Below are 24,369 nucleotides of genomic sequence, written 5' to 3'. Positions count from 1 at the left end.
TACAGTTCGGTCATGACCGATCCGAACGCCGCGTCCCGCCCCGTTCAAGCCGTGGTCCTGGCCGGTGGCCAGGGCTCCCGGCTGCGTCCCTACACCGACGACCGGCCCAAGCCGATGGTCGAGATCCCCGGCACGGGGACGCCGATCATCGGCCATCAGCTCGCCTGGCTCGCCGAGGAGGGCGTGACGGACGTCGTGGTCAGCTGCGGCCACCTCGCCGACGTCCTGCAGAAATGGCTGGAAACGGCCGACCTGGCCCTCAGCGTCAAGACCGTCGTCGAGACGGAGCCGCTGGGCCGCGGCGGCGGCCTCAAGTACGCCGCCGCGCACCTCCCCCACCCGGACCGGCCCTGGTACGCCACCAACGGCGACATCTGGACCCGCTTCTCGCTGCGCGACATGGCGGACTTCCACACCGAGCGCGACGCCGTCGCGACCCTCGCCCTGGCGCGTCCGCGCATTCCCTGGGGCGCGGTGAAGACAGACGGTTTTGGACACATCACGGACTTCATCGAGGCGCCGCCTACGACGTACGAGGTCAATGCGGGCGTGTACGTCTTCTCCCCCGAGTTCTCCGGGCTGCTCCCCGAGCGGGGCGACCACGAGCGCACCACGTTCCCGCACCTGGCGCGTGAGCGCCGGCTGGCCGGGTTCCCGATTCCGCAGGGTTCGTACTGGCGTGCCATCGACACGGCCAAGGATCTGACCGAGGCGGCGAAGGAACTGGCGGCACTGGGCCGCTGACGGTTCGGCCGTGTTCACAGCGCGGGCCGTCTGCGGCTTGTCGCGCCCGCGCGGCGGAACCGCCTGAATAGGTGCCCGTGCCCCTGTGGGGGCGCCGCAGTCTCTCACGACGAAGGGTCCCGCACCTCGTGGTGCGGGACCCTTCGTCGTGAGAGCCCTCTGTCCTACCCCAGCAGGCCGCCCACCAGGCCCGGCTGGCCCGAGGACGAGCCTCCGCCGCCGGAGTTGCCGCCCGAGCCGCCGCTGGAGCCGCTGCCGCCAGTGGCGGTACCGCCGGAGGTCGGGCCTGAGCTGGTGCTCGGCGCCTGACCGGCCGGGGAGGACTGCTGCGGAGGCGCCTGGCCGGCCGTGCCCTGGGTCTGGCTGGGCGAGCCGCCGGTGACGGTCCCGGCGCCGCTGGTGGCGGCCGGGGTCGTCGCGCCGGCCGACGGACTGGCCGCTCCCGAGGTGGCGCCCTGGGTGGGTGAGCCGGAGGCCGACGGGGTCTTCTCGTTCCGCTTGCCGGGCTTCGCGGGGAGGGGCGAGCCGGGCAGTTCGTTGCGCGGGGCCTCGCCGGGGCCGGGGACCACCACACGGTCGGCGTCGCGGACGGCGCCGCCGAGCAGCGAGCCGACGAGCAGGGTGAGTCCGATGGCGACGGCGGTGACGAGGGCACCGCGGCGCAGGACGTAGCGGCGCAGATCCCAGATGTCGGAATGGGGTCCGAGGCGGCGCCAGGCGCTGCTCGCGAGGCGCCCGTCGACGGAGTAGACGGGGGCGCCGGCGATGATCAGCGGGGACCAGGCGGCGAGGTAGATGATGTCGGGGGCGTCGTAGGCCGGGACGGTCTTCCAGCTGACGGTGACGATGAACGCGGCCGACAGCATCGCGCCGCACACGGCGGCGATCCGCTGCCAGCAGCCCAGGACCGTCAGAACGCCCACGATGACCTGGAGGAAGGCGATGACCAGGCCGGAGCCCACGGGGTGCTGCAGGGCGAACTGGCGCAGGGGCTCGGCGACTTCCCAGGGGTGCAGGGTGTTGAGCCACTTGACCATCGACCCGCGTTTGCCGCCGTCGAAGTAGAGCGGGTCGCAGAGTTTGCCCATGCCGGCGTAGATGGAGATGAAGCCGAGGAAGATGCGCAGCGGGAGCAGGACGACGCCGAGGTTCATCCGGCGGCTCGGGTAGTAGGCGTGCCGGGCCGGGTCGTCTGCGTGGCGCCTGGCGGGCCGGTCTTCGGCCGCGGCCTCACCGGTCTCCGAGTGGTCCGTGTAGTCCGCGTACCCCGAGTAGTCCGTGTAGTCCGGGTGGTCGGGGTGGTCCGGGCGGTCCCGATGGTCCCGGTGGTCCGTGTAGTCCTCGGAGCCCTGGTAGCCCTGGTAGCCCTGGTAGCCCCCGTAGCCGCCGTAGCCCCCGTAGTCCTCGAACCGCTCGCCCCCGTAGGCGGGTTCGTCGTAGGCGCTGCCGACGGTGCGCATGTGCGGCAGGAGCCGGGTGCCGGTCGGGTCCGGGGTGCGCTGGGCTCCGACGACGGGGTTCTCGACGGTCTGGTCCAGGTCGCCGTAGCCCTGGCCGTGGTACCCGCCGCCGATGTCGACGCGCGGGATGACCCGGGTGGCTCCCGCGTCGGGTGCGGGGTCCTCGCCGTGGCGGACGCTGCCGCCCCGCGCCGCCTGGAGCAGCCGGTGGGCGCCGGTGTCGTCGGGGGCGGACCTGCCGCTCCAGACGACGGGCCGGCGGCGGGCGCCGGCGGGCGCGCCCGCTCTGCCCGCCGCGGTGCCCGCGACGGGGATTCGGGCGCTGCCGTCGGCGCCGCTCAAGTGCCGTGCGATCCGCGGGGATTGGGTGCGCCGCGTCGACGCGCCCAGCTGCACGCGGAAACTCGCGTGATTGACGATGATCTGCGCCGGATCGCTCGGCACCTTCACCATGCTCAGCGCGGGAGCGTCGTCGTATCCCGACGAGCGGTCCCCCGTGGGTGTGCGGGGTGTTCTGGTGTCCACACTCATCTAACCGAGTGATGTGTGGTTAGGACACTGCCTTGACTCGCCGGATGTGTCCGGACCGCGTCAAGGTTGCCCCGTACGCCGGGATTGAACCGTACGGGTGACCCGGCGGACGTCTGTTCAGGCGCGTCGGCGCGCCGCCTCGTACAGGACGATCCCCGCCGCCACACCGGCGTTGAGCGACTCGGCCCCGCCCGGCATCGGAATCCGCACCCGGAAGTCGCAGGTCTCCCCCACCAGCCGGGACAGTCCCTTGCCCTCGCTGCCGACGACGATGACGACCGGCCCGTCCAGGGCCGCCAGTTCGCCGAGCTCGGCCTCGCCGTCGGCGGCGAGGCCGACGACCGCGATGCCCGCCTTCTTGTACGCCTCCAGGGCGCGCGTCAGGTTGGTGGCGCGGGCGACGGGCGTACGGGCGGCGGTGCCCGCGGACGTCTTCCAGGCGCCGGCGGTCATGCCGGCCGCGCGCCGCTCGGGCACGACGACGCCGTGCCCGCCGAACGCGGAGACGGACCGCACGACGGCACCGAGGTTGCGCGGGTCGGTCACCCCGTCGAGGGCGACGATCAGCGGGTCCTGGCCCTCGTCGTAGGCGGCGTCGGCGAGGTCCTCGGGGTGCGCGTACTCGTACGGCGGGACCTGGAGGACCAGCCCCTGGTGGTTGAGGCCGTTGGTCATCCGGTCGAGCTCGGGACGCGGCGCCTCCATGAGGTTGATGCCGCCGCGCTCGGCCGCGAGCTGCAGCGCCTCGCGGACCCGCTCGTCGTTGTCGATGAACTGCTGGACGTACAGCGTGGAGGCGGGCACGCCCTCGCGCAGCGCCTCGACGACGGGGTTGCGCCCGACGACGAGCTCGGACGTCGACTTGCCGCCGCGGCCCCGGGGCGCGGGGCGGCGCACGGTCTGCTTCGCCTTGGCGTTGGCGACGCGGTTCTTCTTGTGTCCCTTGCGCATCTCGGCGGGCGGGGTCGGGCCCTTGCCCTCAAGGCCCTTGCGCCGCTGGCCGCCACTGCCGACCTGCGCGCCCTTCTTGCCGGACATGCGGCGGTTGTTTGCGGCCATGACCTACCTGTCTGTGTGAAGCGTGCTGACGCTGTGCGGGGTACGTACGTCTATGAAGTGTGCCGCCCGGAGGCCCGGACGGCACAATCGATCATCGGACTACGGCGGTCTCAGCGTGGGCCGAGGCTCCAGCGCGGCCCCTGCGGACCGTCCTCGATGACGAGTCCCGACTGGTTGAGCTGGTCGCGGATGGCGTCCGCGGTGGCCCAGTCCTTGCGGGAGCGGGCGGCCTGGCGCTGGTCCAGGACGAGGCGTACGAGGCTGTCGACGACGCCGTGCAGATCGTCGCCGCGGTCGCCCTCGCCCGCCCAGTGCGGGTCGAGCGGGTCGAGACCGAGGACGCCGAGCATGGCCCGGACCTCGGCGAGGCGGGCGACGGCGGCCTCCTTGTCGTCGGCGGCCAGCGCGCTGTTGCCCTGTCGGACGGTGGTGTGCACGATGGCGAGGGCCTGCGGCACGCTCAGGTCGTCGTCCATCGCCTCGGCGAAGGCGGGCGGCACCTCGGCCGCGGGTTCGACGGCACCCCCGGCCTTCTCCACGACGCGCTGCACGAAGCCCTCGATGCGCGCGAACGCCGACTCGGCCTCGCGCAGCGAATCCTCGCTGTACTCGATCATCGAGCGGTAGTGCGGGGTGCCGAGGTAGTAGCGCAGCACGATGGGCCGCCACTGTGTGACCATCTCGCTCACGAGGACGGAGTTGCCGAGCGACTTGGACATCTTGTCGCCGGCCATGGTGACCCAGGCGTTGTGCACCCAGTACTTGGCGAAGTCGTCGCCGAAGGCCTTGGCCTGGGCGATCTCGTTCTCGTGGTGCGGGAAGATCAGGTCGAGCCCGCCGCCGTGGATGTCGAAGGCGCTGCCCAGGTACTTGTGCGCCATCGCGGAGCACTCCAGGTGCCAGCCGGGCCGCCCGCGCCCCCACGGGGTCGCCCAGGTCGGCTCGCCCGGCTTGGCGGACTTCCACATGGCGAAGTCACGCGGGTCCCGCTTGCCGGTCTCCCCGTCGCCGGACGGCTGGAGGAGGTTGTCCAGCTCCTGCCGGGACAGCTCCAGGTAGCCGGGGAAGGAGCGCACGTCGAAGTAGACGTTGCCGTCGGCCTCGTAGGCGTGGCCCCGCTCGATGAGGCCCTGCATCATCTCGACCATCTCGGTCACATGGCCGGTGGCGCGGGGCTCGTAGGTGGGCGGCAGGCAGCCGAGCGCCGTGTACCCGTCGTTGAACGCGCGCTCGTTCTCGTAGCCGATCGACCACCAGGGGCGGTTCTGTTCGGCCGACTTGGCGATGATCTTGTCGTCGATGTCCGTGACGTTCCTGATGAACGTCACGTCATAGCCGCGGTACTCGAACCAGCGGCGCATGATGTCGAAGTTGAGGCCGGAGCGGATGTGCCCGATGTGCGGGGCCGCCTGCACGGTGGCGCCACAGAGGTAGATCGAGACGCAACCCGGCCTGAGCGGGGTGAAGTCACGGATCTGCCGGGCGCTGGTGTCGTACAGGCGAACAGTCACCCCTCCAGGGTAGTGGGCGCGGGGCGATGCCCGGTGCCCCGTGCGGCCAAAGGCACACTTTCGTGACATGCGTCGGCTTTCACTCAGCCGACCCGGACCACCAGCGCCGTGGCCACCGCCATCAGTCCTTCTCCCCGGCCGGGGAATCCGAGCCCGTCCGTCGTCGCCCCCGACACGGAGACCGGTGCTCCCGCCGCCTCCGAGAGGATCTTCTGGGCCTCGTCCCGGCGCTTGCCGATCTTCGGGCGGGGCCCGACGACCTGTACCGCGATGTTGCCGATCCGGAAGCCGGCCTCGCGCACGATGCGTGCGGCCTCCGTCAGCAGCGTCACCCCCGACGCACCCGACCACTCGGGCCGTCCGGTGCCGAAGTGCTGCCCGAGGTCACCGAGTCCGGCGGCCGAGAACAGCGCGTTGCACGCGGCGTGCGCGACGACGTCCGCGTCGGAGTGCCCGGCGAGCCCGGTCCCCTCGCCCTCCCACTTCAGCCCGGCGCACCACAGTTCCCGGCCCTCCTCGAAGGCGTGGACGTCGGTGCCGATGCCCACCCGGGGCAGCACGGGAAACGCCTCAGAAGCCATCGTTCAGCCTCCTGCGGGCCAGGACGGCCTCCGCCAGCACCAGGTCGAGCGGGCGCGTGACCTTGAAGGCCTCCTCGTGCCCGGGCACGACCACGACCGTCAGCCCCAGCTGTTCGACCATGCTCGCGTCGTCGGTCACGTTCTCCGTGACGGTCTCGTGCGCGCGCATCAGCGTCGTCCGGTCGAAGCCCTGCGGCGTCTGTACGGCACGCAGCAGCGCCCGCTCCGGCGTGGCGACCACCGGCTCCGGCTCCCCCGGCGCCGCCGCCGGCTCGACCTGCTTGACGGTGTCGGCGAGGGGCAGCGCCGGGACCACGGCGACGGCTCCGCCCCGTACCGTCTCGATGACCGCGTCCACGGTGTCCACCGGGACCAGCGGCCGGGCCGCGTCGTGCACCAGCACGATGTCGTAGTCGGGGGGCAGCGCGTCCAGGCCGAGCCTCACGGACTCCTGGCGGGAGTCGCCGCCGGGGACGACCAGGAAGTCGGTCCGCTCGGGCAGCGCGTGCGCGTCCAGCAGGGACTTGACCTCGGCGGCCCCGTCGGGCGGGGCCACGACGACGACCAGGGAGACGGCACGGGACGCGGCCATGGCGCGCACCGCGTGGATGAGCATCGGGGTGCCGTTCAGCGCGCGGAGCGCTTTGGGGGCGCCCGGACCGAGGCGCACGCCCCGGCCGGCGGCCGGGATCACCGCGGCGATGGGGGTCCCCCCGCTCGAGCGCGGCCGAGAGTGGGGGCGGACCCCGGCGGGCGAGGGACGCGAAACGTCAGACATCGGTTCCTGTCAGGTTTGTGTGCTCGGCCTACGTGGGTATGGCCTGGGGGTACCCCCGGCTCGAGCGAAGCCGAGAGTTGGGGGAGTGCCGGGCGCACGCCTTGACCGGACCCTTCCGTGACACCGGTCGGGGCAAGCAGCCCGGGCCCGGCACGCCAAGTATCGGGGACCACCTCGTCGTACGGCGTGCGGGCGCGAACATGCCGCAGCGCCCGGCGACGGAAAATACGTCATCGGGCACCGCGGCATTTCACTGTGCACTGGGCTGAGCGGGCCGGCTGCCGGCGTCAGTTCAGGACGCGAGAACCTCGTCGAGCAGAGCCTCGGCCTTGTCCTCGTTGGTGTTCTCCGCGAGCGCGAGCTCGCTCACCAGGATCTGGCGAGCCTTGGCGAGCATGCGCTTCTCACCTGCGGAGAGTCCGCGCTCGCGCTCACGACGCCACAGGTCGCGCACGACTTCCGCGACCTTGATGACATCGCCGGAGGCGAGCTTCTCCAGGTTTGCCTTGTAGCGACGCGACCAGTTCGTGGGCTCCTCGGCGTACGGCGCGCGCAGCACCTCGAAGACCCGGTCCAGCCCGTCCTGACCGACCACGTCACGCACGCCCACGAACTCCGCGTTGTCCGCCGGCACACGCACCGTCAGATCACCCTGGGCGACCTTCAGCACCAAGTAGGTCTTGTCCACGCCTTTGATCTGGCGAGTTTCGATGGCCTCGATCAGCGCGGCCCCGTGATGGGGATAGACCACGGTGTCGCCAACCTTGAACGTCATGTGACAGGTACCCCTTCCGTGGCTATCCAGGGTAACACGGAAACTGCGGGTTCTGAATGGCGTTTTCGCAGGTCAGGGCATATCTCGGGGCTTGACAACAGCAACAGGAACGTGCTTCGCGGCCCGAGCGGAAGAAGGTATTCGCAGGTCGGAGCCGCTCTCCGGGCGAGGTGAAACCCGTACGTTACACACACCCGGAGGCCCCTCCAAGAGGACGAACGTCCACATATGTCCGGTTGCAAGCGTGCGACTTCCGCTACTCCGTTCGGTGTGTGCGGTCGGGTACGAGACGAATCCGGAATTGATCACGACAGTCCGCGGAACGTCCGGCCTTGCGGTCGTTGATCAATTCCCAGGGCGGTCGCGCATTCCTTCACGGAAATTTCGGGGGCGATGCCCGCGGTATGCCGGAGCACTTATGTGAATGCCGGACGAGCGCACCTCCAATGCGACTCCGGGGTCCCTTCTGAGCGCCGGCACTACGCCCTGGGGAGCGAAGCCGCCCCTTCGGGGGAGGGTCGGGTGCGGCGGCCCGGGAACGGCTCGGTAACCTAAGGCCGCTGACAGACACTTAGCGCGGCTTTACGGGCCGCTTCGCTCGAGTCAAGGAGTTGCCGCCGCCGTGAGCAGCAGCCTTCGACGCGGCGCCCTCGCCGCCGCCGCCATCACGTTCTCGATCGCCTCGCTCTCCGCATGCGCGGCCGGCAACAACGCCCAGACCCTGGAGGTCAAGCCGGACAACGCGGCGACCTCGGTCGGCGACATCAAGATCCAGAACGCCGTCGTCATCACCCAGCCCGACGCCGAGTCCACCGGCCCGGCCGTGGTCTCCGCCACCCTCTTCAACAACGGCAGCACCGACCAGACCCTGGACGCGATCAGCGTCGAGGGCGACGGCACCGCGAAGATCACGCCCGCCGGGGGCAAGGGCAAGCTGACCGTCCCCGCCGGCGGCTCCGTCGTCCTCGGCGGCAAGGGCAACGCCTCCGCCGCTCTCGCCAACCCCGGTGCGGCCGTCGCGAACGGCAACGCGCAGAAGGTCACCTTCACCTTCAGCAGGACCGGTGACGTGAGCCTGCGCGCCTTCGTGGTCCCCGCCGAGAGCTACTTCTCCACGTGGGGTCCGACCGAGGTCCCCGAGACGCCGGGTGCCGGCTCCTCGCCGACCACGGCCTCCTCCGAGGAGCCTTCGGGCGACGCCACGGCTTCCGAGTCGGCGTCCGCGACCGAGTCGGCCGCCGGCCACTGAGCAGTCGTACGAAAGAAAGGAAGGGCGGGACCTCGTGACGAGGTCCCGCCCTTCCTTCGTTGCGCAAGGCCTGCTAGGCGGTTTACGGCTCGAACTTGTAGCCGAGGCCGCGGACCGTCACCAGGTACCGCGGGGCGCCCGGGTCCGGCTCGATCTTGGCGCGCAGGCGCTTGACGTGGACGTCCAGGGTCTTGGTGTCACCGACGTAGTCGGCACCCCAGACGCGGTCGATGAGCTGCATGCGGGTCAGCACGCGGCCGGCGTTGCGCAGCAGCATCTCCAGCAGGTCGAACTCCTTGAGGGGGAGGTCCACCTTCGAGCCGGAGACGGTGACCACATGCCGGTCCACGTCCATGCGGACCGGGCCGGCCTCCAGCGCGGCCGGAGTGACCTCCTCCGGCTCGCCGCGGCGGCGCAGGACGGCCCGGATGCGGGCGACCAGCTCGCGCGAGGAGAACGGCTTGGTCACGTAGTCGTCGGCTCCTATTTCCAGGCCGACGACCTTGTCGATCTCACTGTCCTTGGCAGTGACCATGATCACCGGGACGTTGGAGCGGCCGCGCAGCTGGCGGCACACCTCCGTGCCGGGCAGCCCCGGCAGCATCAGGTCGAGGAGGACGAGGTCGGCTCCGTTGCGCTCGAACTCGTCGAGTCCGTCGGGCCCGGTGGTCGCGACGGCGACCTCGAAGCCCTCCTTGCGGAGCATGTACGACAGGGCGTCGGAGAAGGACTCCTCGTCCTCGACGACGAGCACTCGGGTCACGGAAGGACCTCCGGGGAGGGAAGCGGTTCGTACGGGGGAGTGTGAGGGGATGAGGAGTTGGACCGCCCGGACTCGTCGTCGAGTCCTTCGTGGGCGGGGTGCTGCTGCGCGCGGTCACGGGCCGCGCCCGCCTCCGGCAGCCGCAGCGTGAAGGTGGAGCCCTGTCCCTCCGAGCTCCACACCGTGACCTCCCCGCCGTGCGAGGCGGCCACGTGCTTGACGATCGCGAGCCCCAGGCCCGTACCACCCGTGGCACGGGAGCGGGCCGGGTCCACGCGGTAGAAGCGCTCGAAGATGCGCTCCTTGTCCTTGTCCGAGATGCCGATGCCCTGGTCGGTCACGGCGACCTCGATCGAGTCGCCGCCCGGCGCTGTCACCTTGCGGGCTGCGATGCCGACGCGGGTGCGGGCCGGCGAGTAGTTGACGGCGTTCTCGACGAGGTTGCCGAGGGCGGCGGCGAGCTGCCCCCTGTTGCCCCAGACGTGCAGGTCGGCGGTGCCGCCTGAGGCCATCGTGATCTGCTTGGCGCCGGCCTGGTGCCGGCAGCGGTCGATGGCCTCGGCGACGAGCTCGTCCACGCGGACCGGTTCGGCGTCCTCCAGCGGGTCGTCGTTCTGCACCCGCGAGAGGTCGATGAGCTCCTGGACCAGGTTGGTGAGGCGGGTCGCCTCGATCTGCATGCGGCCGGCGAAGCGCTCCACGGCCTCCGGATCGTCGGAGGCGTCCATGACCGCCTCGGACAGGAGGGAGAGCGCACCGACGGGGGTCTTGAGCTCGTGGCTGACGTTGGCGACGAAGTCCCGGCGCACCGCCTCGATGCGCCGGGCCTCGGTGAGGTCCTCGACGAGGAGAAGGACGAGCCGGGAACCCAGCGGGGCGACTCTGGCGGACACGGCGAGGGCTTCCCCCCGCCCGGTCCCCCGCCTCGGGAGGTCCAGCTCCACCTGCCGTATCTCCCCGTCACGCCTGGTGTCCCGGGCCATCTGGAGCATCGGCTCGACGGAGAGCGTGCCGCCGCGGACGAGCCCGAGGGCGTACGCCGCCGAGCTGGCCTTGACCACGGCGTCCGCCTCGTCGAGGACGACGGCCGAGGAGCGCAGTACGGACAGGACAGTGTCCACACCGGGAGGCAGGACCGGGTCGGTGTGCAGGGAGGTCCTGGTCGGTCGCTTCAGGTCGCGTTCGCTCCAGCGGAACGCCAGCATGGCGATGACGCCGGTGAGTACCCCGGCGATCGCTGCCGCTGCGGCGACCGCCGCGTTCACGTCCATGCGTCCAGGTTAGGCACGCGATCGGTCCCGGCCACAGCCATCCGAGTGCGAGCTCGAACACTCGTCGCCCAGAGTTCACCCAGGAGCCAGTGACGGTTCATTTGGGGTGACGGAAACCGACGCGTACGGGGCGGAACGTGGGAGCGTGGGGTTCGCACCGCCGGTTCGAAGACAGACACAGCCGGGGCCCCGGGCCCCGGAATCCCCGAAGAACACGTACGAGAGGGAACCCTGATGCGGGACGCGTACCACGAGGAACTGGATTCGATCGGCGACGGTCTGGTGGAGATGGCCCGGCTGGTCGGGTCGGCGATCGGGCGCGCCACGACGGCGATCCTCGACTCCGACCTGAAGCTGGCCGAAAGCGTGATCGAGGCAGACCAGAAGGTCGACGACCTCCAGCACGACCTGGAGGCCCGGGCCATAGCACTGCTGGCCCGCCAGCAGCCCGTGGCGACGGACCTCCGGATCGTCGTCACCTCCCTGCGCATGTCGGCCGACCTGGAGCGCTCGGGCGACCTGGCCCAGCACGTGGCGAAGCTGGCCCGGCTGCGCTTCCCGGAGCGGGCCATCCCGCACGACCTGCACGCGACCATCCTGGAGATGGGCCAGCTCGCGCAGCGCCTGATGGCGAAGGCCGCCGAGGTGATCATCACGAAGGACGTCGACCTGGCCCTCCAGCTGGAGCAGGACGACGACGAGATGGACCTCCTGCACCGCACGCTCTTCCAGCACCTGCTGGACGACAAGTGGAAGCACGGCATCGAGACGGCCGTCGACGTGACGCTGCTCGGCCGCTACTACGAGCGCTTCGCGGACCACGCGGTCTCGGTCGCCAAGCGGGTCGTGTACCTGGTGACCGGCGAGCACGCGGACGAACTCCAGCAGGACATCCAGCCGGTCACGGGAGTGGAGGGGGCCTGACCCCTCCGGGTGCCCGCGCGGCGGGTGGCAGGTGCTGGGGGCCTGTTCGGGGCGTGCGGGAAGCCTCCGTGCGCCGTTGATGCGCCCAGTGGAACGGGCATGCAATGGGCACAGGCACCAGCCTCGAGGAGGGACCCATGGCCGAATCCCCCAGCACCCCCGCCCCCGACCCCACACAGGAACGCCCGACCGAACAGCCCGCCGAGATCAGAAGCCTCCCCCTCTTCGGCGCGTGCGGCTGCGGCTCGGGGTGCGGCTGCGGGTGCCAGTCGGGCAATCCGTGCCAGTGCGGCTGAGGAACGAGTCCGTGCCAGTGCGGCCGAGGAACGAGATCGCTCCCGTCGCACGGCGGTGAACGTCGTACGACGGTGAAGGGCCCCGGCGCGGACGCCGGGGCTCTTGTCGATGCTCGGGGCGGCCGCCGGCGCCGATCGTGTTGTGGACGAACCCGGCCGAGCGCAGCATGGAGAGGAGGGTGCAGGGAGCAGAGGTGCGCATCAGAAGGAGGTGCCAGGCCATGGCACGGTTCATGGACGTACACCACGGGATGAAGGGCATCACGCAGGACGAGCTCAAGAAGGCCCACCAGGCCGACCTCGCCGTGGAGAAGGACGAGGGCGTGCACTTCGAGCGGGCCTGGGCGGACCCGGAGGCCGGAGTCGTCTACTGCCTCTCCGAGGGCCCGTCGGCCGAGGCGGTCCAGCGGGTCCACGAACGCGCCGGTCACAAGGCCGACGAGATCCACAAGGTGCCGCTGTCGGTCCAGTGACCCGGTACGAGCCCGCGGCCCGCGGGGGCTCGGCGCGGGGGGCATGCGTTCACGTTCGCGGGGGCAGGCGATGCCGCCGACGGCCTCCACGCTTCTCCGCGCACCGGTGCCGCACCTGCCGCGCGGCACCACGCCGCCGCGGCCTGGCGGCCCGATCCGGACCGCTACGCGCCAGGAGCGCGGTACTTGACTCGCTCGGCTCTGCCCAGCGCGTCCATGGTTTCCTCGACGGTCAGCAGGACGGTCGTCTCAAACGAACTGAGCGCGCCGCCTCCACTGATCGCCAGCGCGACCGCGGCCATGGACACGTTGTCGGGGGCCTCCCACAGGTTGTAGCCGTCGTGCGTACCGAACGCGTACCAGAAGCCATGGAGCTTCCCGCCCACGGACTCGATGTACGCCCGAGCGGCCTGGGCGCGGTCCTCGGGCCGGGTGGTCAGTCTTGCCCAAGTCTCCGGCGTGTAGCTGAACCTCGACAGGTAGAGCGGCATCGTGTCTCCCTTTCCTTCCGACAAGGGATGCCCCGCGGGAGGAGAAACGCGCCGGAGGCGGGCCGCGTATCCCCCGTACGGCCGCGGACGACGACCGGTCACGGCCGACCCCCGGCGGGTGCGCGACCCGTCCGGCGACGGCTGCGGCATCCCGTTCACCCTCCGTGGGTGATGCCGGTGCCGGGCGGCTGCCGAAAGCCTGACGTGTGCAAGTCGGTGACGCGCCGGCCACCGATGCGCATCGGCTCGTCACAGGAGATCTCGTGGACCGGTACCCGCGCCTCGCGGACCACGGCATGGTCGGCGATCTTCAGACCGCCGCCCTCGGCGACGCACGGCCTCACCGAACCCGGCCGTCCCACGGCCGGGGACGGAGGCGACCCGGGTGACTGAGAAAGTGACACCGAAGGCGCGGCAGGCAGGCCAGGGACGCGTCCTCGCCGCCCTCGCCCTCGCCCAGTTCATCTGCAGCTTCGCCGGCTCCAACATGAACGTGATGATCAACGACATCAGCGAGGATCTGGACACCACGGTCCAGGGCGTGCAGGTGGCGATCACGGTCTTCCTGCTGGTGATGGCGGCCCTGATGATCCCCGGCGGCAAGCTGACCGACCGCTACGGCCGCAAACGCTGCTTCCTGACCGGCCTCGTCGTCTACGCGGTCGGCGCCCTGCTGAGCGCGGCCTCTCCGGGACTCGGCGTGCTGATCCTCGGCAACTCCGTCCTCGAAGGCATCGGCACGGCCCTGCTCATCCCACCCGTCTACATCCTGACCACACTCATCTTCACGGGCGTGGCCTCCCGCGCGCGGGCCTTCGGGGTCATCATGGCGCTGGGCGGCATCGGTGCCGCCGCGGGGCCGCTGATCGGCGGACTCATCACCACCGGAATCAGCTGGCGCGCGGCCTTCGTCTTCCAGGCCCTGGTCATCGTGGTGATCGTCGCCCTCAGCCGTCACCTCGACGACCCCCTGCCCCCCGATCCCACCCGCTCCTTCGACACCGGCGGGGCGATCCTCTCCGCGGTCGGCCTGGTCCTGGTCGTCATGGGCATCCTCGCGGCGGACAACAATCTCTGGCTGACGATCGGCCTGCTCGTCCTCGGCGCCCTCGTGCTCCTGTGGTTCTTCCGTTCCGTCCGCGCCAAGGAGCAGTCCGGCAGGGAACCGCTCCTCTCGCTCAGCCTGTTCCGCAACCGCACGTCCAACCTCGGACTCGTCACGCAGAACGTCCAATGGCTGCTGCTCATGGGCTCGTCGTTCACCGTCGCCGCGTACCTCCAGGTCGTCCGGCACTACGACGCCATCGAGACCGGAGTCATCTTCACCGCGGCCACCCTGGGGCTTCTCGTCGCGTCGCTGGGCGCCGAACGCCTCGTCAAACGGCGCCCTCAGCGGACCCTCATCATGACCGGCTTCGTCGTGACCATCGTCGGCGTGGGCGTGCTGGTCGCCCTGGCCGGCGGATTCACCAACCCCTGGGCCTTCGCCCCCGGCCTCCTGCTGATAGGCCTGGGCCTGGGCGTGATGCTGACCCCGTCGGTCAACGTGGTGCAGTCGAGCTTCCCGGAGGAGCGGCAGGGCGAAATCTCCGGCCTGTCCCGCAGCATGTCGAACCTCGGCTCGTCCTTCGGCACGGCGATCGCCGGAACCATCCTCGTCTCCGGCCTCACCAAAGGCGCCTACGCCGCCGCGATGATCACCCTGGCCGCCATCGGCCTCGCCGGCCTGGCCGCGGCGGCGCTCCTCCCCCGGACACCGGGCACCACGGACGGACCCGCTTCCCCCACCGAGTCCCCGACGACCACACGGAGTGACTGACCTCGCTGACGGCTCATCGACGGCCCCAGCACGTCAACAAGCCCCCTGCCGGCGGAGAATCCGCCGGCAGGGGGCTTGATCAATGCGTCTTACCTCTTCTTGCCCTGGGCGTCTTGCCGGGGATCTTGATGAGCTGTGTTTTTGCTGGTCAGGGGCTGTGGGCTCGCGCGCCTGGTGGTCGTCGTTGGTCGTCATTGGCCACTGTTGAGCGACGTCGGACGGCCCAGCCATGGGTCGCGTGGACGGCGTCAGCCGACGGAGGCGGCCCGCCATTGCGCGGTGATGCACCCCTCTTCCATGTTCCACCACTCCTTTGCCACACCGTGGTTGAGCAGCCTCTGCACCTTGGTGAGATCGGCGGTGGGTGGGACGTCCAGGGCAACCATGCGGAACCGTTCTATGCCCTCGCCGCATACACCGAGTTCGTGAAAGGCGTTGAGCACGCTCTGCCGTGCGGCTTCCGAGCCGCCGTCGCGCAACACGATCAGGCGGATGGTGCTGTTCTCCGAACGACGAACTACCTCGCCAGCCCATCGCACGCCTTCGTCATCGGGCTCGGTGGCCACGATGTCCCCGCAGGCGATGCCTCGGACGAACCAGGGGATGTTGTCGAGCCGTGCGGTGCCGTCGCCTTGGTCGACCGCCCACAGACTCTCCACCGATGCTGGGGGCCAGTCGTCCTTGATCTCGAGTCGGAAGTGCACCTTCACGTACTGGCCCTCGGGGTTCGTCATGGTGCCCAGGATGCACAGCCCTGTCGCGCCGGCCGCGGGCGGGTGACGATGACGTCTGCTCAAGGTGAACACGAGTTCGTCTGTGCCTCAGCCGACGACAGTCGGCCACGACGGAGAGGGCGCCGACCGATCACACGCGCGTATGCCTCGCTGCACCCCCACCGGCCTCCGCCACGCTGCCGGTGCCGTCGACCAGAGCAAGCCACGACGGCCGACCCGCAACGACGCTGCCTGAGCCCTCAGCTTGGGAAGCTGCGGTCTTTCGGGACGGGTTCGGTGGTTGACCTGGGCGAACGGCTACGGCGTGGCCTCGTCGGGCTCGGCTGCTTTCCCCGTGGTTCCCCGCTCGATCTGGTGCGCTTGTGGTGCGCGTCTGCTGTGGCGCCCTGGCCGTGTTGGCGTGCTGACCTCTGTCTCCGAGGTGGCTTCTCCTGCTGCGGAGCTCCCACAAGGGTTCTGCTTGAATCGGCCCATGACTTCCGTTGGGGCGCCGGGCGAGACACAAGAGACAAAGGAGCTCGCGGTCTGGTTCGGCGGGGCGTCCGTGGCGTGCTGGTTTTGCTGCCCCTTCTGGATACTCGTCTGCTTCATCACGCTGCCCATGGCCCTCGTCGGCCTTGTGCGGGCCTACCTCGAGTACCAGGCGTCAGCGCATGGCCGAGCGAGCAGGTCGCGAGCTGTAGTGGGTGGTGTGCTGTCCCTCCTGGGAGGAACAGCGGCGATCGCCTACATGATCTTTCTGGCCACCCGCCCGGACCTTCCCGTCCAGGGGTAGCGGCTCCGCTAATCACGCTGCTCTCGCTTACCCACACGCTTTCCAACTGTGTTGGTGGGGTGGCGGGTTGTGTGCAGGGGCGTTCACCTGCGTTCATGGACGGCTGATCACGGAGATGGCCTCGGCAGTGGTCCCCTTTGAACGGTCGTGAACGGGGCTGAACGAGACGGAAACTGAGACGGTCCAGCCCGTTCGCGCCTGCCTGGCGGCTAGGGCTCCTGGCTCACTGACGTGGCCCAATCGCGGAACAGGCGCAGTACTTTGATTGGCTCTATTCACGAGTCGTGACGTCAGCTGTTCACGGGTTTGGGAGGCGCCCCGAGCCACGGTCGGGTGGTGTTCACGAGTTTTGACAGCACCGGGGTACTTGCCAGGGCGGCATCGGGATGATCTGGCGATAGTGCCTGGCAGCCGTCGGCACCCGGAACCGTGCGCGCCCGTGCCGACGTCCCCGTACCGGGAACCGGTGATCACGATCATCTCGCCGGGCACGATTCCAGGGTGGGGACGAATGACGGGCACTATTACTGACGCCCCGCGTACCGCGGACCGGCGGCGGACACGCGGCCGGCGCGGGCGAGCTTGGGGGCTGCTGGGTTGTGGCATCGTGCTTGCCGCACCCGCCGCGCTGCTCGTTGTTCGGCTGACGGGACTCGACGCGGGAACGCCGCTCGCGATGCCCATGGTCCTCTTTCCCTATTCGGCCGTTCTCGGTGTGCTGGTGCTGGGCGTGATGGTCGCCGTTTCTGCCCTACGGTCGCGATGGGCTTTGGCCGTCGTCGCGGCTCTGGTGGTCGCCCACGTGGCGCTGCTGATACCACGGTTCGTACCTGCGAGCCGACATGTGCCGTCGGACTCAGTTGAGCTGCGTGTCGCCACCATCAACACCAATGTCGGCGGCGCCGATCCCCGTGCATTGGTGGAACTGGTCCGCACCGAGCGGATCGATGTGCTGGCTGTCGAGCAAATGCCGTCGGACGGTGTGGACGCGCTCGACAAGGCGGGCCTGGGTGCGCTGATGCCGTACCAAGAACTCCACCCCGAATACGACTCCTCGATCTACTCACGGCACCCGCTGTCTCACGCCGGCACGACGCAGGTCGATACCGCCTGGCCCCAGACCACCGCCGAGGTCGCAGTCGGCGGGCGCAGGGTACAGCTCGTGGCGGTTCACACCTTCTACCCACTCGGAGACGCGAAGCGCTGGACGCGAGACATGACTGCCCTTACCTCCATGGCCCGGCGCAGCGGCCCGGACGCCGTATTTTTGGGCGACTTCAACGCTTCCCTCGACCACACCCCGATGCGAAGGCTGCTGGCGGCCGGCCTCACGGACACCCACGCCGAACTCGGCCACGGATGGGCCCGCACATGGCCCGTCGGCCATCCCCTCGTCCCACCTATGATCCAACTGGACCACGTCCTGCACGGCTCCGGCTTGGTGGGGATCTCCGTCGGCGAGCGCACCCTGCCGGGTACGGACCATCGGGCCGTCGTTGCGGTACTGGCGCTGCTGCCAGCGAAGGGCCGGGCCATCTGACCGGGGCCAGGTCTTGCGAGGTACACGCGTCACGTCGATACCGCAGTGCCGTGTGAAATCACCATCCGTGAAAGACGACGCCGAACATGAATCTCCCACCAAACCGCGGACGACCAAAAATGAAATCACCATCCGTGAAAGACGACGCCGAACATGAATCTCCGCGGACGACCAAAAGTGAAATCACCATCCGTGAAAGACGACGCCGAACATGAATCTCCGACCAAACCGCTTCGCGATCTGGCTGCTGAGCGCCTGCCCGGCCGCCCGCTCGGCCGGGCAGGTAGCGATGTACAGACGGCCAGACTCCCACTGAAGTCCGCTTCAACGGTTTGACGGTTTTCCGCTTCTGCGGTTTTCCGTAGGTGGTCGACCACCCGCCCATGATCAACACACCGGCATCGACCTCAGGCGTTAGAAAACTAGAAGCGAAGGGTGCATTCAGACGGCCTTAGCTGCGGGTTTGTAGCGCCACCCGCAAGGCCGCTAAAGTCCATTGTGCCGCTGAGAGAACAAGAGGGGCCGCTCACAGTCATGAGCGGCCCCTCACCCGTCGGCACACGTTATTCACCACTGCTACAGGAGAACTCATGCGTCCTACGGAGAAGGCTATGGTCCCACGACACGGTCTGCGTATCGACCTCATCCCCCGCGAGCTGCCACTCGTCCTCATCGGCGTCTGCGGCGCGGCCCTTGCCATGCAGGTCGGTGCCGAGACCATCGCGGTCGTCCCGCTGGCCTTCCTGGTATCGGTCCGCGTAAGGCTGCGCCGCATCTAAGCGCGACAGCCCAGAGACGGCCCAGCCCCACCAAAAAGCCCCCGGCCTGCCAAGAAACCGCAGGTCGGGGGCTTACAGGCGTCGTGTTACTTCTTCTTGCCCTGGTTCTTGACCGCCTCGATCGCCGCCGCGGCCGCCTCGGGGTCGAGGTACGTGCCGCCCGGGGTGAGGGGCTTGAAGTCGGCGTCGAGTTCGTAGGAGAGCGGGATGCCCGTCGGGATGTTCAGGCCCGCGATGTCGGCGTCGGAGATGCCGTCGAGGTGCTTGACGAGGGCGCGGAGGCTGTTGCCGTGGGCCGCGACCAGGACCGTACGGCCGGCGAGCAGGTCCGGGACGATGCCGTCGTACCAGTACGGGAGCATGCGGTTGACGACGTCCTTCAGGCACTCCGTGCGCGGGCGCAGCTCCGGCGGGATCGTCGCGTAGCGCGCGTCGTTCGCCTGGGAGAACTCCGAGTCGTCGTTCAGCGGCGGGGGCGGGGTGTCGTACGAGCGGCGCCACAGCATGAACTGCTCCTCGCCGAACTCGGCGAGGGTCTGGGCCTTGTCCTTGCCCTGGAGGGCGCCGTAGTGCCGCTCGTTCAGGCGCCAGCTGCGGTGGACCGGGATCCAGTGGCGGTCCGCGGACTCCAGGGCGAGCTGGGCGGTGCGGATCGCGCGCTTCTGGAGAGAGGTGTGGACCACGTCGGGCAGCAGGCCGGCGTCCTTCAGCAGCTCACCGCCGCGGACTGCCTCCTTCTCGCCCTTCTCGTTGAGGTTGACGTCCACCCAACCGGTGAACAGGTTCTTCGCGTTCCATTCGCTCTCGCCGTGGCGGAGGAGGATCAGCTTGTACGGTGCGTCGGCCATGCGTATGAGCGTAATCGAAGGCTTTGAGAGGGGAAGCGTCCGCCCGAAAGGCGGACAGCCGCACGGACGGTTGACGGGACCTGTCAATCGAGTGGCCCGCCGAGTGGCCCGGGCAGACGCCCCATCGTAAGTTGTGCTCACCGCGTGAGCCACTTACATCTGTGGGGGATCCGCCATACCCGTCGCCGCCCTGAGACGTGCCGCCCGCGAGACCGTCTCCGGACTCAGTGCGCGGTGGTCGGGACGGGGCGGCGATGGGGTGCAGCGCTCTGATGCGGCGGCTCCCGGCGGAGCAGGCGGCCGCCGTGGAGGCCCCGGCCCCCACGAAGCCCGAGGTCAGCGCCGCGTGAGTCGCCGGGGTGCGGCCGGTGGTCGGCCTCACGGATGCATCCGCGCCCCCTTCACCACCTTGTCCACGGCGTTGCGGGGCCCGTACACCGCCAGCCCCACCAGGTCCAGGTCCGGCGTCGCCGCGGCCCGTACGGCGGCCCGGTTGTCGCGGTCGTTGCCGGTGGTGAACAGGTCGCCCGTGAAGAGCGCCCGCGGCAGGGCCCTGGACAGCGCGCGGGTGTGCGCCGACGCCAGTGTCTCCTTGGTGCCCTCGAAGACCAGGACCGGCTGACGGAACATCGGCAGGTACGGCACCCCGTCGGCGTCCTCGTACGGCTCCCCGATCACCTCGGGGACCTGCGTGCCGAGGCCGCTGACGAGGAACGCCGTGACGTTCAGCCGCTGCCAGGGCTCCAGGTTCTCCCGCAGCAGGACGGCGATCTTGGTGTCGAAGCGGGTCGGTTCAGCGTTCATACGCCGAGACTGCCGACCGCCGTACGACACCGTCTTGTACGTTCTTTGCATGTCCGCCCTGCGCGAGGTGACCGCTTGGCGCCCTCGTGTCCCGGGTGTCGTGGAGGTCTTCCACGCCCACTTCACCGAGTACGCCTACCCGATGCACGTACACGACGCGTGGACGCTGCTCATCGTGGACGACGGCGCCGTACGGTACGACCTGGACCGGCACGAGCACGGCACCCCCCACGACACGGTGTCCCTGCTGCCGCCCCACGTCCCGCACAACGGGTCCCCCGCCACCCCGCACGGCTTCCGCAAGCGCGTCCTGTATCTCGACGGAAGCCGGCTCGGGGACGACCTCATCGGACCCGCCGTCGACGGGCCGGATCTGCGGGATCCCGTACTGCGGCTGCGCGTCGGGCAGTTGCACACCGCGCTGGCCCGCCCCGGCGACGAGCTGGAGGCGGAGAGCCGGCTGACGCTTATCGCCGAGCGGCTGCGCGGGCAGCTGCGGCCGGCGGGCGCGTCGCCCGCACCGCGCCGCGATCCGGCCCTCGCCCGCCGGCTGCGCGAGCTTCTCGACGAGCGCGTCGTCGACGGGATCGGCCTCGAGGAGGCCGCCGGTCTCGTGCATGCCCATCCCGCCCATCTCGTACGGGCGTTCAGTACCGCTTACGGCATCGCCCCGCACCAGTACCTGATGTCCCGCCGCGTCGACCGCGCCCGCCGCCTGCTGCTCGACGGCCGCCCGCCGGGCGAGGTGGCGTCGGTGACCGGCTTCTTCGACCAGTCCCATCTCACCCGGCACTTCCGGAAGTTGGTGGGAGTGACGCCGGGACGGTACGCCTCCGCGAGATCGACGGAAGACCTCCGTCCGGGAGACGGGCAAGGTTGGCGTCGCCTGCCGATCTCGGCGTCCACCACCCCTGCGGACGACGGCGGCGGCACCTGCGGCACGACCGACGGTGGCAGCACCTCTGGCGCCGACCCGAGTCCGGCCCAGCCGCCGTCCGAGCCACCCGTCACGGACGGGCCTCGCCCGGCCCCGGCCCCCTCCGCTCCGCCAGCCGACCCGGGCGAGCTCAACCGGCGTATCACGGAACTCGATGAGAAGGCCGACCAGTTGCCCACGAAGAGGGAGCCGGCCGACGCCCTGCGCGCCTTCGCCGACGCGCTCGACAGGTCGTAGGGGCTGATGCCCGCGCCGTCAGTCGGCGGGCCGCTGCGTCAGGTGCGCGAACGCGTCCAGGTTCCGTGTCGGCTCGCCGCGCGAGACGCGCCACGCGTACTCCTTGCGGATCGCGGACGCGAAGCCCAGCTCCAGGAGGGTGTTGAAGCTGCCGTCGGCCGCCTCCAGCACCTGGCCGAGCAGGCGGTCGATCTCGTCCGCGGTGACGGCGGCCAGGGACAGCTTGCCGGTGACGTAGACGTCGCCGAGCCGGTCGACGGCGTAACCGACGCCGTACAGCTTGAGGTTGCGTTCCAGGAGCCAGCGGTGGACGCCGGACTCGTTCTCGTCGGGGTGGCGGATCACGAAGGCGTTCAGCGACAGGGAGTGGCGGCCGACGAGGAGCGAGACCGTGGTCGACAGCTTTGCGGTGCCGGGGAGTTTCACGACGTAGTTGCCGGGTGCGGGGCTCTCCCACTCCAGCTCGGCGTCCTTCAGGACACTCTCGATGACCTGCGCCGCCTTCTCTGCATCAGCCATGGTGGGAGCGTACGCGACGCCGGTGGGACTGGGTCGCGGCCGTGTAGACGTCGGCCGTGGCGGCGGCCGCGGTGTCCCAGCCGAAGGACTGGGCGTGCCGGGCGGCGGCTTCACCCAGCCGGGGCGCGAGGGCGGGGTCGTCGGCGAAGTCGCGCAGCACGCGCGCGTAGTGGGCCGGGTTGTGGCCCTGGACGAGGAAGCCCGTCTTTCCGTCGCGCACGGCCACCGGGAGTCCGCCGACCGACGCCGCCAGCACCGGTGTGCCGGCCGCCTGTGCCTCTATGGCGACCAGGCCGAAGGACTCGCTGTAGGAGGGCATGACGAGCACGGAGGCCGCCCGGAACCAGTCCGCGAGCCGGTCCTGGCCGACAGGCCGGTGGAACCGTACGACGTCGGCGATGCCGAGGCGCGCGGCGAGCTTCTGCAGGCCCTCTGGCTTGGCGAGGCCGCTGCCGCTGAGGCCGCCGACCACGGGGACGACGAGCTTCGCGCGCAGGTCCGGGCGTTCGTCGAGGAGGACGGCCACCGCGCGAAGTAGCACGTCAGGGGCCTTGAGGGGCTGGATGCGGCCCGCGAAGAGCGGGATGAGGGCGTCCTGCGGGAGGCCGAGGCGGGCGCGGGCGGCGGCGCGGCCGTCGCCGGGGCGGAAGCGGTCGAGGTTGACGCCCGGGTGGACGACGGCGAGCTTGCCGGGGTCGGCCGCGTAGTGCCGTACGAGTTCGTCGGCCTCTTCGGCGGTGTTGGCGATGAGGCGGTCGGCGGCGGCGACGATCTGCGTCTCGCCGATGACACGGGCGGCGGGCTCGGGGGTGTCGCCGTCGGCGAGGTTGGCGTTCTTGACCTTCGCCATGGTGTGCATGGCGTGGACGAGGGGGACGCCCCAGCGCTGGGCGGCGAGCCAGCCGACGTGACCGGAGAGCCAGTAGTGGGAGTGCACGAGGTCGTAGTAGCCGGGGCGGTGGCCGGCCCAGGCCTGCATCACGCCGTGGGTGAAGGCGCACAGCTGGGCCGGGAGGTCCTCCTTGGCAAGGCCCTCGTAGGGGCCCGCGTCGACGTGGCGGACCAGGACGCCCGGCGCGAGCTCGACGGCGGGCGGGAGGCTGCCGGTGGTCGCGCGGGTGAAGATCTCGACCTCGATGTTGATCGCCGCGAGGCGCTGCGCGAGTTCCACGATGTAGACGTTCATGCCGCCGGCGTCGCCGGTGCCCGGCTGGTGGAGCGGTGAGGTGTGCACGGAGAGCATGGCGACGCGGCGGGGGCGACGGTGAAGTCGCAGTCGCGAGGGCGTGGCCGAAGAGCGACGCCCGAGCCTGCTGACGTACTGGCTCACGTGGCGTTCCTCCTTGCTGCGGGCATGCCTGCCGGAGGGCGTCGGGGACCCTCCAAGGCCTTGCAACGCCGGCGGGGGCTGCTCCATTTCCGGCCTGCCGGTCTTTGCCGAATCATTACCGGCACTCGCTCAACCGTTCGACGACTCGATGCGTGACGTGCGGTTCATGACAGCCGGGACCGCCGTGCGGGCGCATGGCGTGCGGGCGACTCGGGACGCCCGCATACCCTCGTACGCATGACAGCCCGCGCAGCGACCCGCCCCGTGGGAACGGTGACGCGCGGGACGACCAACCCCAACCGGCTGCGCCGTATGGACCGCTGGATCGCGGCCGCGTACGGCGCCGAACTGCGCCGCGCCGCCGACCCCGTCGCCGTCGACCTCGGCTACGGCGCCGCACCCTGGACCGCCGTCGAACTGCTCGCCCGCCTGCGTGGCGTCGCCCCACACGCGCGCGTGGTCGGCGTCGAGATCGAACCGGCACGGGTGGCGGCGGCGAAACCGTACGAGCGCGACGGGCTCCACTTCCGGCACGGCGGCTTCGAGATCCCTCTCTCCCGGCCGCCGTTGCTCATCCGCGCGGCGAACGTGCTGCGCCAGTACGACGAGACCGAGGTCGCCGCCGTCTGGCGGAGGCTGTGCGGGCGGCTCGCGGCGGCCGACCCGGCCACCGGATCGCGGGGCGGCCTGCTGGTCGAGGGGACCTGCGACGAGATCGGGCGCCGGCACGTGTGGGTCGCGCTCGGCCCGGAGGGTCCGCGCACGGTCACGTTCGCGGCCCGGCTCGGCTCCCTGGACCGCCCGTCGGACCTGGCCGAGCGGCTACCGAAGGCGCTCATCCACCGCAATGTGCCCGGCGAACCCGTGCACGCCTTCCTGCGCGACTTCGACCGCGCCTGGGCGGCCGCCGCGCCCTACGCCTCGTACGGCGCACGCCAGCGCTGGATCCGGGCGGTGCGGGAGCTGGCCGCCGACTGGCCGCTGACGGACGGGGCGGGACGGTGGCGCCAGGGCGAAGTGACGGTGCGCTGGGAGGCATTGGCGCCCCGCGGCTGACTCCCTCGCCCTGACCTGCGGGGAACGATCTCCGTGAGTCCTTCGTCACAAAGGCGGGGAGATCGCCATGCCGGGGAGGGGAAGG

24 protein-coding genes and 1 pseudogene are annotated in these 24,369 nt (G+C 70.3%); 10 read left to right on the top strand and 15 right to left on the bottom strand.

Going from position 1 to position 24,369, the window contains the following annotated elements:
- The first annotated feature begins 12 nt into the window (after positions 1–12).
- Entirely contained in the window at positions 13–744 is a 732-nt protein-coding gene (locus ACZ562_RS16835; RefSeq protein ID WP_471179141.1) for a nucleotidyltransferase family protein, read from the top strand.
- 164 nt (positions 745–908) lie between these two features.
- Here the strand turns inward: ACZ562_RS16835 and ACZ562_RS16830 are convergent, their stop codons facing one another.
- The 6 genes from ACZ562_RS16830 to ACZ562_RS16805 all read right to left on the bottom strand — a co-directional run bounded on the left by ACZ562_RS16830 (position 909) and on the right by ACZ562_RS16805 (position 7,439).
- Positions 909–2,735, bottom strand: a complete 1,827-nt coding sequence (locus ACZ562_RS16830) for a DoxX family protein (protein ID WP_471179138.1) — start codon at positions 2,733–2,735, stop codon at positions 909–911.
- A gap of 117 nt (positions 2,736–2,852) precedes the next feature.
- A complete protein-coding gene (gene rlmB / locus ACZ562_RS16825) occupies positions 2,853–3,794 on the bottom strand; it encodes a 23S rRNA (guanosine(2251)-2'-O)-methyltransferase RlmB (protein ID WP_471179136.1) in 942 nt (313 codons plus the stop codon).
- Between the two features lie 110 nt (positions 3,795–3,904).
- Entirely contained in the window at positions 3,905–5,305 is a 1,401-nt protein-coding gene (gene cysS, locus ACZ562_RS16820) for a cysteine--tRNA ligase (RefSeq protein WP_471179133.1), read from the bottom strand.
- 83 nt (positions 5,306–5,388) lie between these two features.
- Positions 5,389–5,886: a 2-C-methyl-D-erythritol 2,4-cyclodiphosphate synthase gene (gene ispF / locus ACZ562_RS16815; protein ID WP_471179131.1), complete on the bottom strand. Its 498-nt coding sequence runs from the start codon at positions 5,884–5,886 to the stop codon at positions 5,389–5,391.
- Entirely contained in the window at positions 5,876–6,664 is a 789-nt protein-coding gene (gene ispD, locus ACZ562_RS16810; RefSeq protein ID WP_471179128.1) for a 2-C-methyl-D-erythritol 4-phosphate cytidylyltransferase, read from the bottom strand. Before ispD ends, ispF begins: the two co-directional genes overlap by 11 nt.
- A 292-nt stretch (positions 6,665–6,956) precedes the next feature.
- Positions 6,957–7,439, bottom strand: coding sequence for a CarD family transcriptional regulator (locus ACZ562_RS16805; protein WP_003953493.1), 483 nt, complete (start codon positions 7,437–7,439; stop codon positions 6,957–6,959).
- A gap of 622 nt (positions 7,440–8,061) precedes the next feature.
- On the opposite strand from ACZ562_RS16805, the gene ACZ562_RS16800 reads away from it, so the two are divergent.
- The gene (locus ACZ562_RS16800) at positions 8,062–8,688 is read left to right on the top strand and encodes a copper chaperone PCu(A)C domain-containing protein (protein WP_471179126.1); all 627 of its coding nucleotides are present in this window, start codon (positions 8,062–8,064) and stop codon (positions 8,686–8,688) included.
- 82 nt (positions 8,689–8,770) lie between these two features.
- On the opposite strand, the gene phoP is transcribed toward ACZ562_RS16800, so the two are convergent.
- Complete coding sequence (gene phoP, locus ACZ562_RS16795; protein WP_004000192.1) at positions 8,771–9,442, bottom strand: two-component system response regulator PhoP; 672 nt, start codon at positions 9,440–9,442, stop codon at positions 8,771–8,773.
- Between the two features lie 5 nt (positions 9,443–9,447).
- Positions 9,448–10,722: a two-component system sensor histidine kinase PhoR gene (phoR, locus tag ACZ562_RS16790; protein WP_471179124.1), complete on the bottom strand. Its 1,275-nt coding sequence runs from the start codon at positions 10,720–10,722 to the stop codon at positions 9,448–9,450.
- Positions 10,723–10,956: 234 nt separating this feature from the next.
- Between phoR and phoU the strand changes: the two genes are divergently transcribed.
- Together phoU and ACZ562_RS16780 are read left to right on the top strand one after the other, a co-directional pair.
- Complete coding sequence (gene phoU / locus ACZ562_RS16785; protein ID WP_471179121.1) at positions 10,957–11,646, top strand: phosphate signaling complex protein PhoU; 690 nt, start codon at positions 10,957–10,959, stop codon at positions 11,644–11,646.
- A gap of 517 nt (positions 11,647–12,163) precedes the next feature.
- Positions 12,164–12,415: an SCO4226 family nickel-binding protein gene (locus tag ACZ562_RS16780; RefSeq protein ID WP_471179119.1), complete on the top strand. Its 252-nt coding sequence runs from the start codon at positions 12,164–12,166 to the stop codon at positions 12,413–12,415.
- Positions 12,416–12,579: 164 nt separating this feature from the next.
- Here the strand turns inward: ACZ562_RS16780 and ACZ562_RS16775 are convergent, their stop codons facing one another.
- Both ACZ562_RS16775 and ACZ562_RS16770 read right to left on the bottom strand, forming a co-directional pair.
- Positions 12,580–12,906 carry a GYD domain-containing protein gene (locus ACZ562_RS16775; RefSeq protein ID WP_471179116.1) on the bottom strand — a complete coding sequence of 109 codons (327 nt, stop codon included), beginning with the start codon at positions 12,904–12,906 and terminating at the stop codon, positions 12,580–12,582.
- A 155-nt stretch (positions 12,907–13,061) separates the two neighbouring features.
- Positions 13,062–13,250 (bottom strand): hypothetical protein, encoded by a 189-nt coding sequence (locus ACZ562_RS16770; RefSeq protein WP_471179114.1) that lies wholly within the window; start codon positions 13,248–13,250, stop codon positions 13,062–13,064.
- A gap of 41 nt (positions 13,251–13,291) precedes the next feature.
- Between ACZ562_RS16770 and ACZ562_RS16765 the strand changes: the two genes are divergently transcribed.
- Entirely contained in the window at positions 13,292–14,725 is a 1,434-nt protein-coding gene (locus ACZ562_RS16765) for an MFS transporter (RefSeq protein ID WP_471179111.1), read from the top strand.
- Positions 14,726–14,973: 248 nt separating this feature from the next.
- Here the strand turns inward: ACZ562_RS16765 and ACZ562_RS16760 are convergent, their stop codons facing one another.
- Complete coding sequence (locus tag ACZ562_RS16760) at positions 14,974–15,459, bottom strand: DUF4265 domain-containing protein (protein WP_471179109.1); 486 nt, start codon at positions 15,457–15,459, stop codon at positions 14,974–14,976.
- Positions 15,460–15,931: 472 nt separating this feature from the next.
- Here ACZ562_RS16760 and ACZ562_RS16755 point away from each other — a divergent pair, with 472 nt between their 5' ends.
- From ACZ562_RS16755 to ACZ562_RS16745, 3 genes are all read left to right on the top strand, one after another.
- The gene (locus tag ACZ562_RS16755; protein WP_471179103.1) at positions 15,932–16,234 is read left to right on the top strand and encodes a hypothetical protein; all 303 of its coding nucleotides are present in this window, start codon (positions 15,932–15,934) and stop codon (positions 16,232–16,234) included.
- A 511-nt stretch (positions 16,235–16,745) separates the two neighbouring features.
- Positions 16,746–17,774, top strand: a complete 1,029-nt coding sequence (locus tag ACZ562_RS16750; RefSeq protein ID WP_471179622.1) for an endonuclease/exonuclease/phosphatase family protein — start codon at positions 16,746–16,748, stop codon at positions 17,772–17,774.
- 611 nt (positions 17,775–18,385) lie between these two features.
- A complete protein-coding gene (locus ACZ562_RS16745; RefSeq protein WP_471179100.1) occupies positions 18,386–18,553 on the top strand; it encodes a hypothetical protein in 168 nt (55 codons plus the stop codon).
- 86 nt (positions 18,554–18,639) lie between these two features.
- Here ACZ562_RS16745 and ACZ562_RS16740 read toward each other — a convergent pair whose 3' ends face one another.
- The gene (locus tag ACZ562_RS16740; protein ID WP_471179097.1) at positions 18,640–19,401 is read right to left on the bottom strand and encodes a phosphoglyceromutase; all 762 of its coding nucleotides are present in this window, start codon (positions 19,399–19,401) and stop codon (positions 18,640–18,642) included.
- Between the two features lie 378 nt (positions 19,402–19,779).
- A complete protein-coding gene (locus ACZ562_RS16735) occupies positions 19,780–20,205 on the bottom strand; it encodes a DUF2000 family protein (RefSeq protein WP_471179094.1) in 426 nt (141 codons plus the stop codon).
- 49 nt (positions 20,206–20,254) lie between these two features.
- On the opposite strand from ACZ562_RS16735, the pseudogene ACZ562_RS16730 reads away from it, so the two are divergent.
- Positions 20,255–21,037: pseudogene (locus ACZ562_RS16730) on the top strand (AraC family transcriptional regulator); the annotation flags it as partial.
- A gap of 360 nt (positions 21,038–21,397) precedes the next feature.
- Here ACZ562_RS16730 and ACZ562_RS16725 read toward each other — a convergent pair.
- Complete coding sequence (locus tag ACZ562_RS16725; RefSeq protein WP_471179091.1) at positions 21,398–21,898, bottom strand: type III secretion system chaperone family protein; 501 nt, start codon at positions 21,896–21,898, stop codon at positions 21,398–21,400.
- A complete protein-coding gene (gene mshA / locus ACZ562_RS16720; RefSeq protein WP_471179088.1) occupies positions 21,891–23,228 on the bottom strand; it encodes a D-inositol-3-phosphate glycosyltransferase in 1,338 nt (445 codons plus the stop codon). The genes ACZ562_RS16725 and mshA overlap by 8 nt, the downstream gene beginning before the upstream one ends.
- Before the next feature lie 237 nt (positions 23,229–23,465).
- Between mshA and ACZ562_RS16715 the strand changes: the two genes are divergently transcribed.
- Entirely contained in the window at positions 23,466–24,284 is an 819-nt protein-coding gene (locus tag ACZ562_RS16715) for a class I SAM-dependent methyltransferase (protein WP_471179085.1), read from the top strand.
- The last annotated feature ends 85 nt before the right edge of the window (positions 24,285–24,369 follow it).

It is taken from the genome of Streptomyces sp. NPDC040410 (genome assembly GCF_055595715.1).
This window is presented reverse-complemented; position numbering and strand designations above follow the sequence as displayed.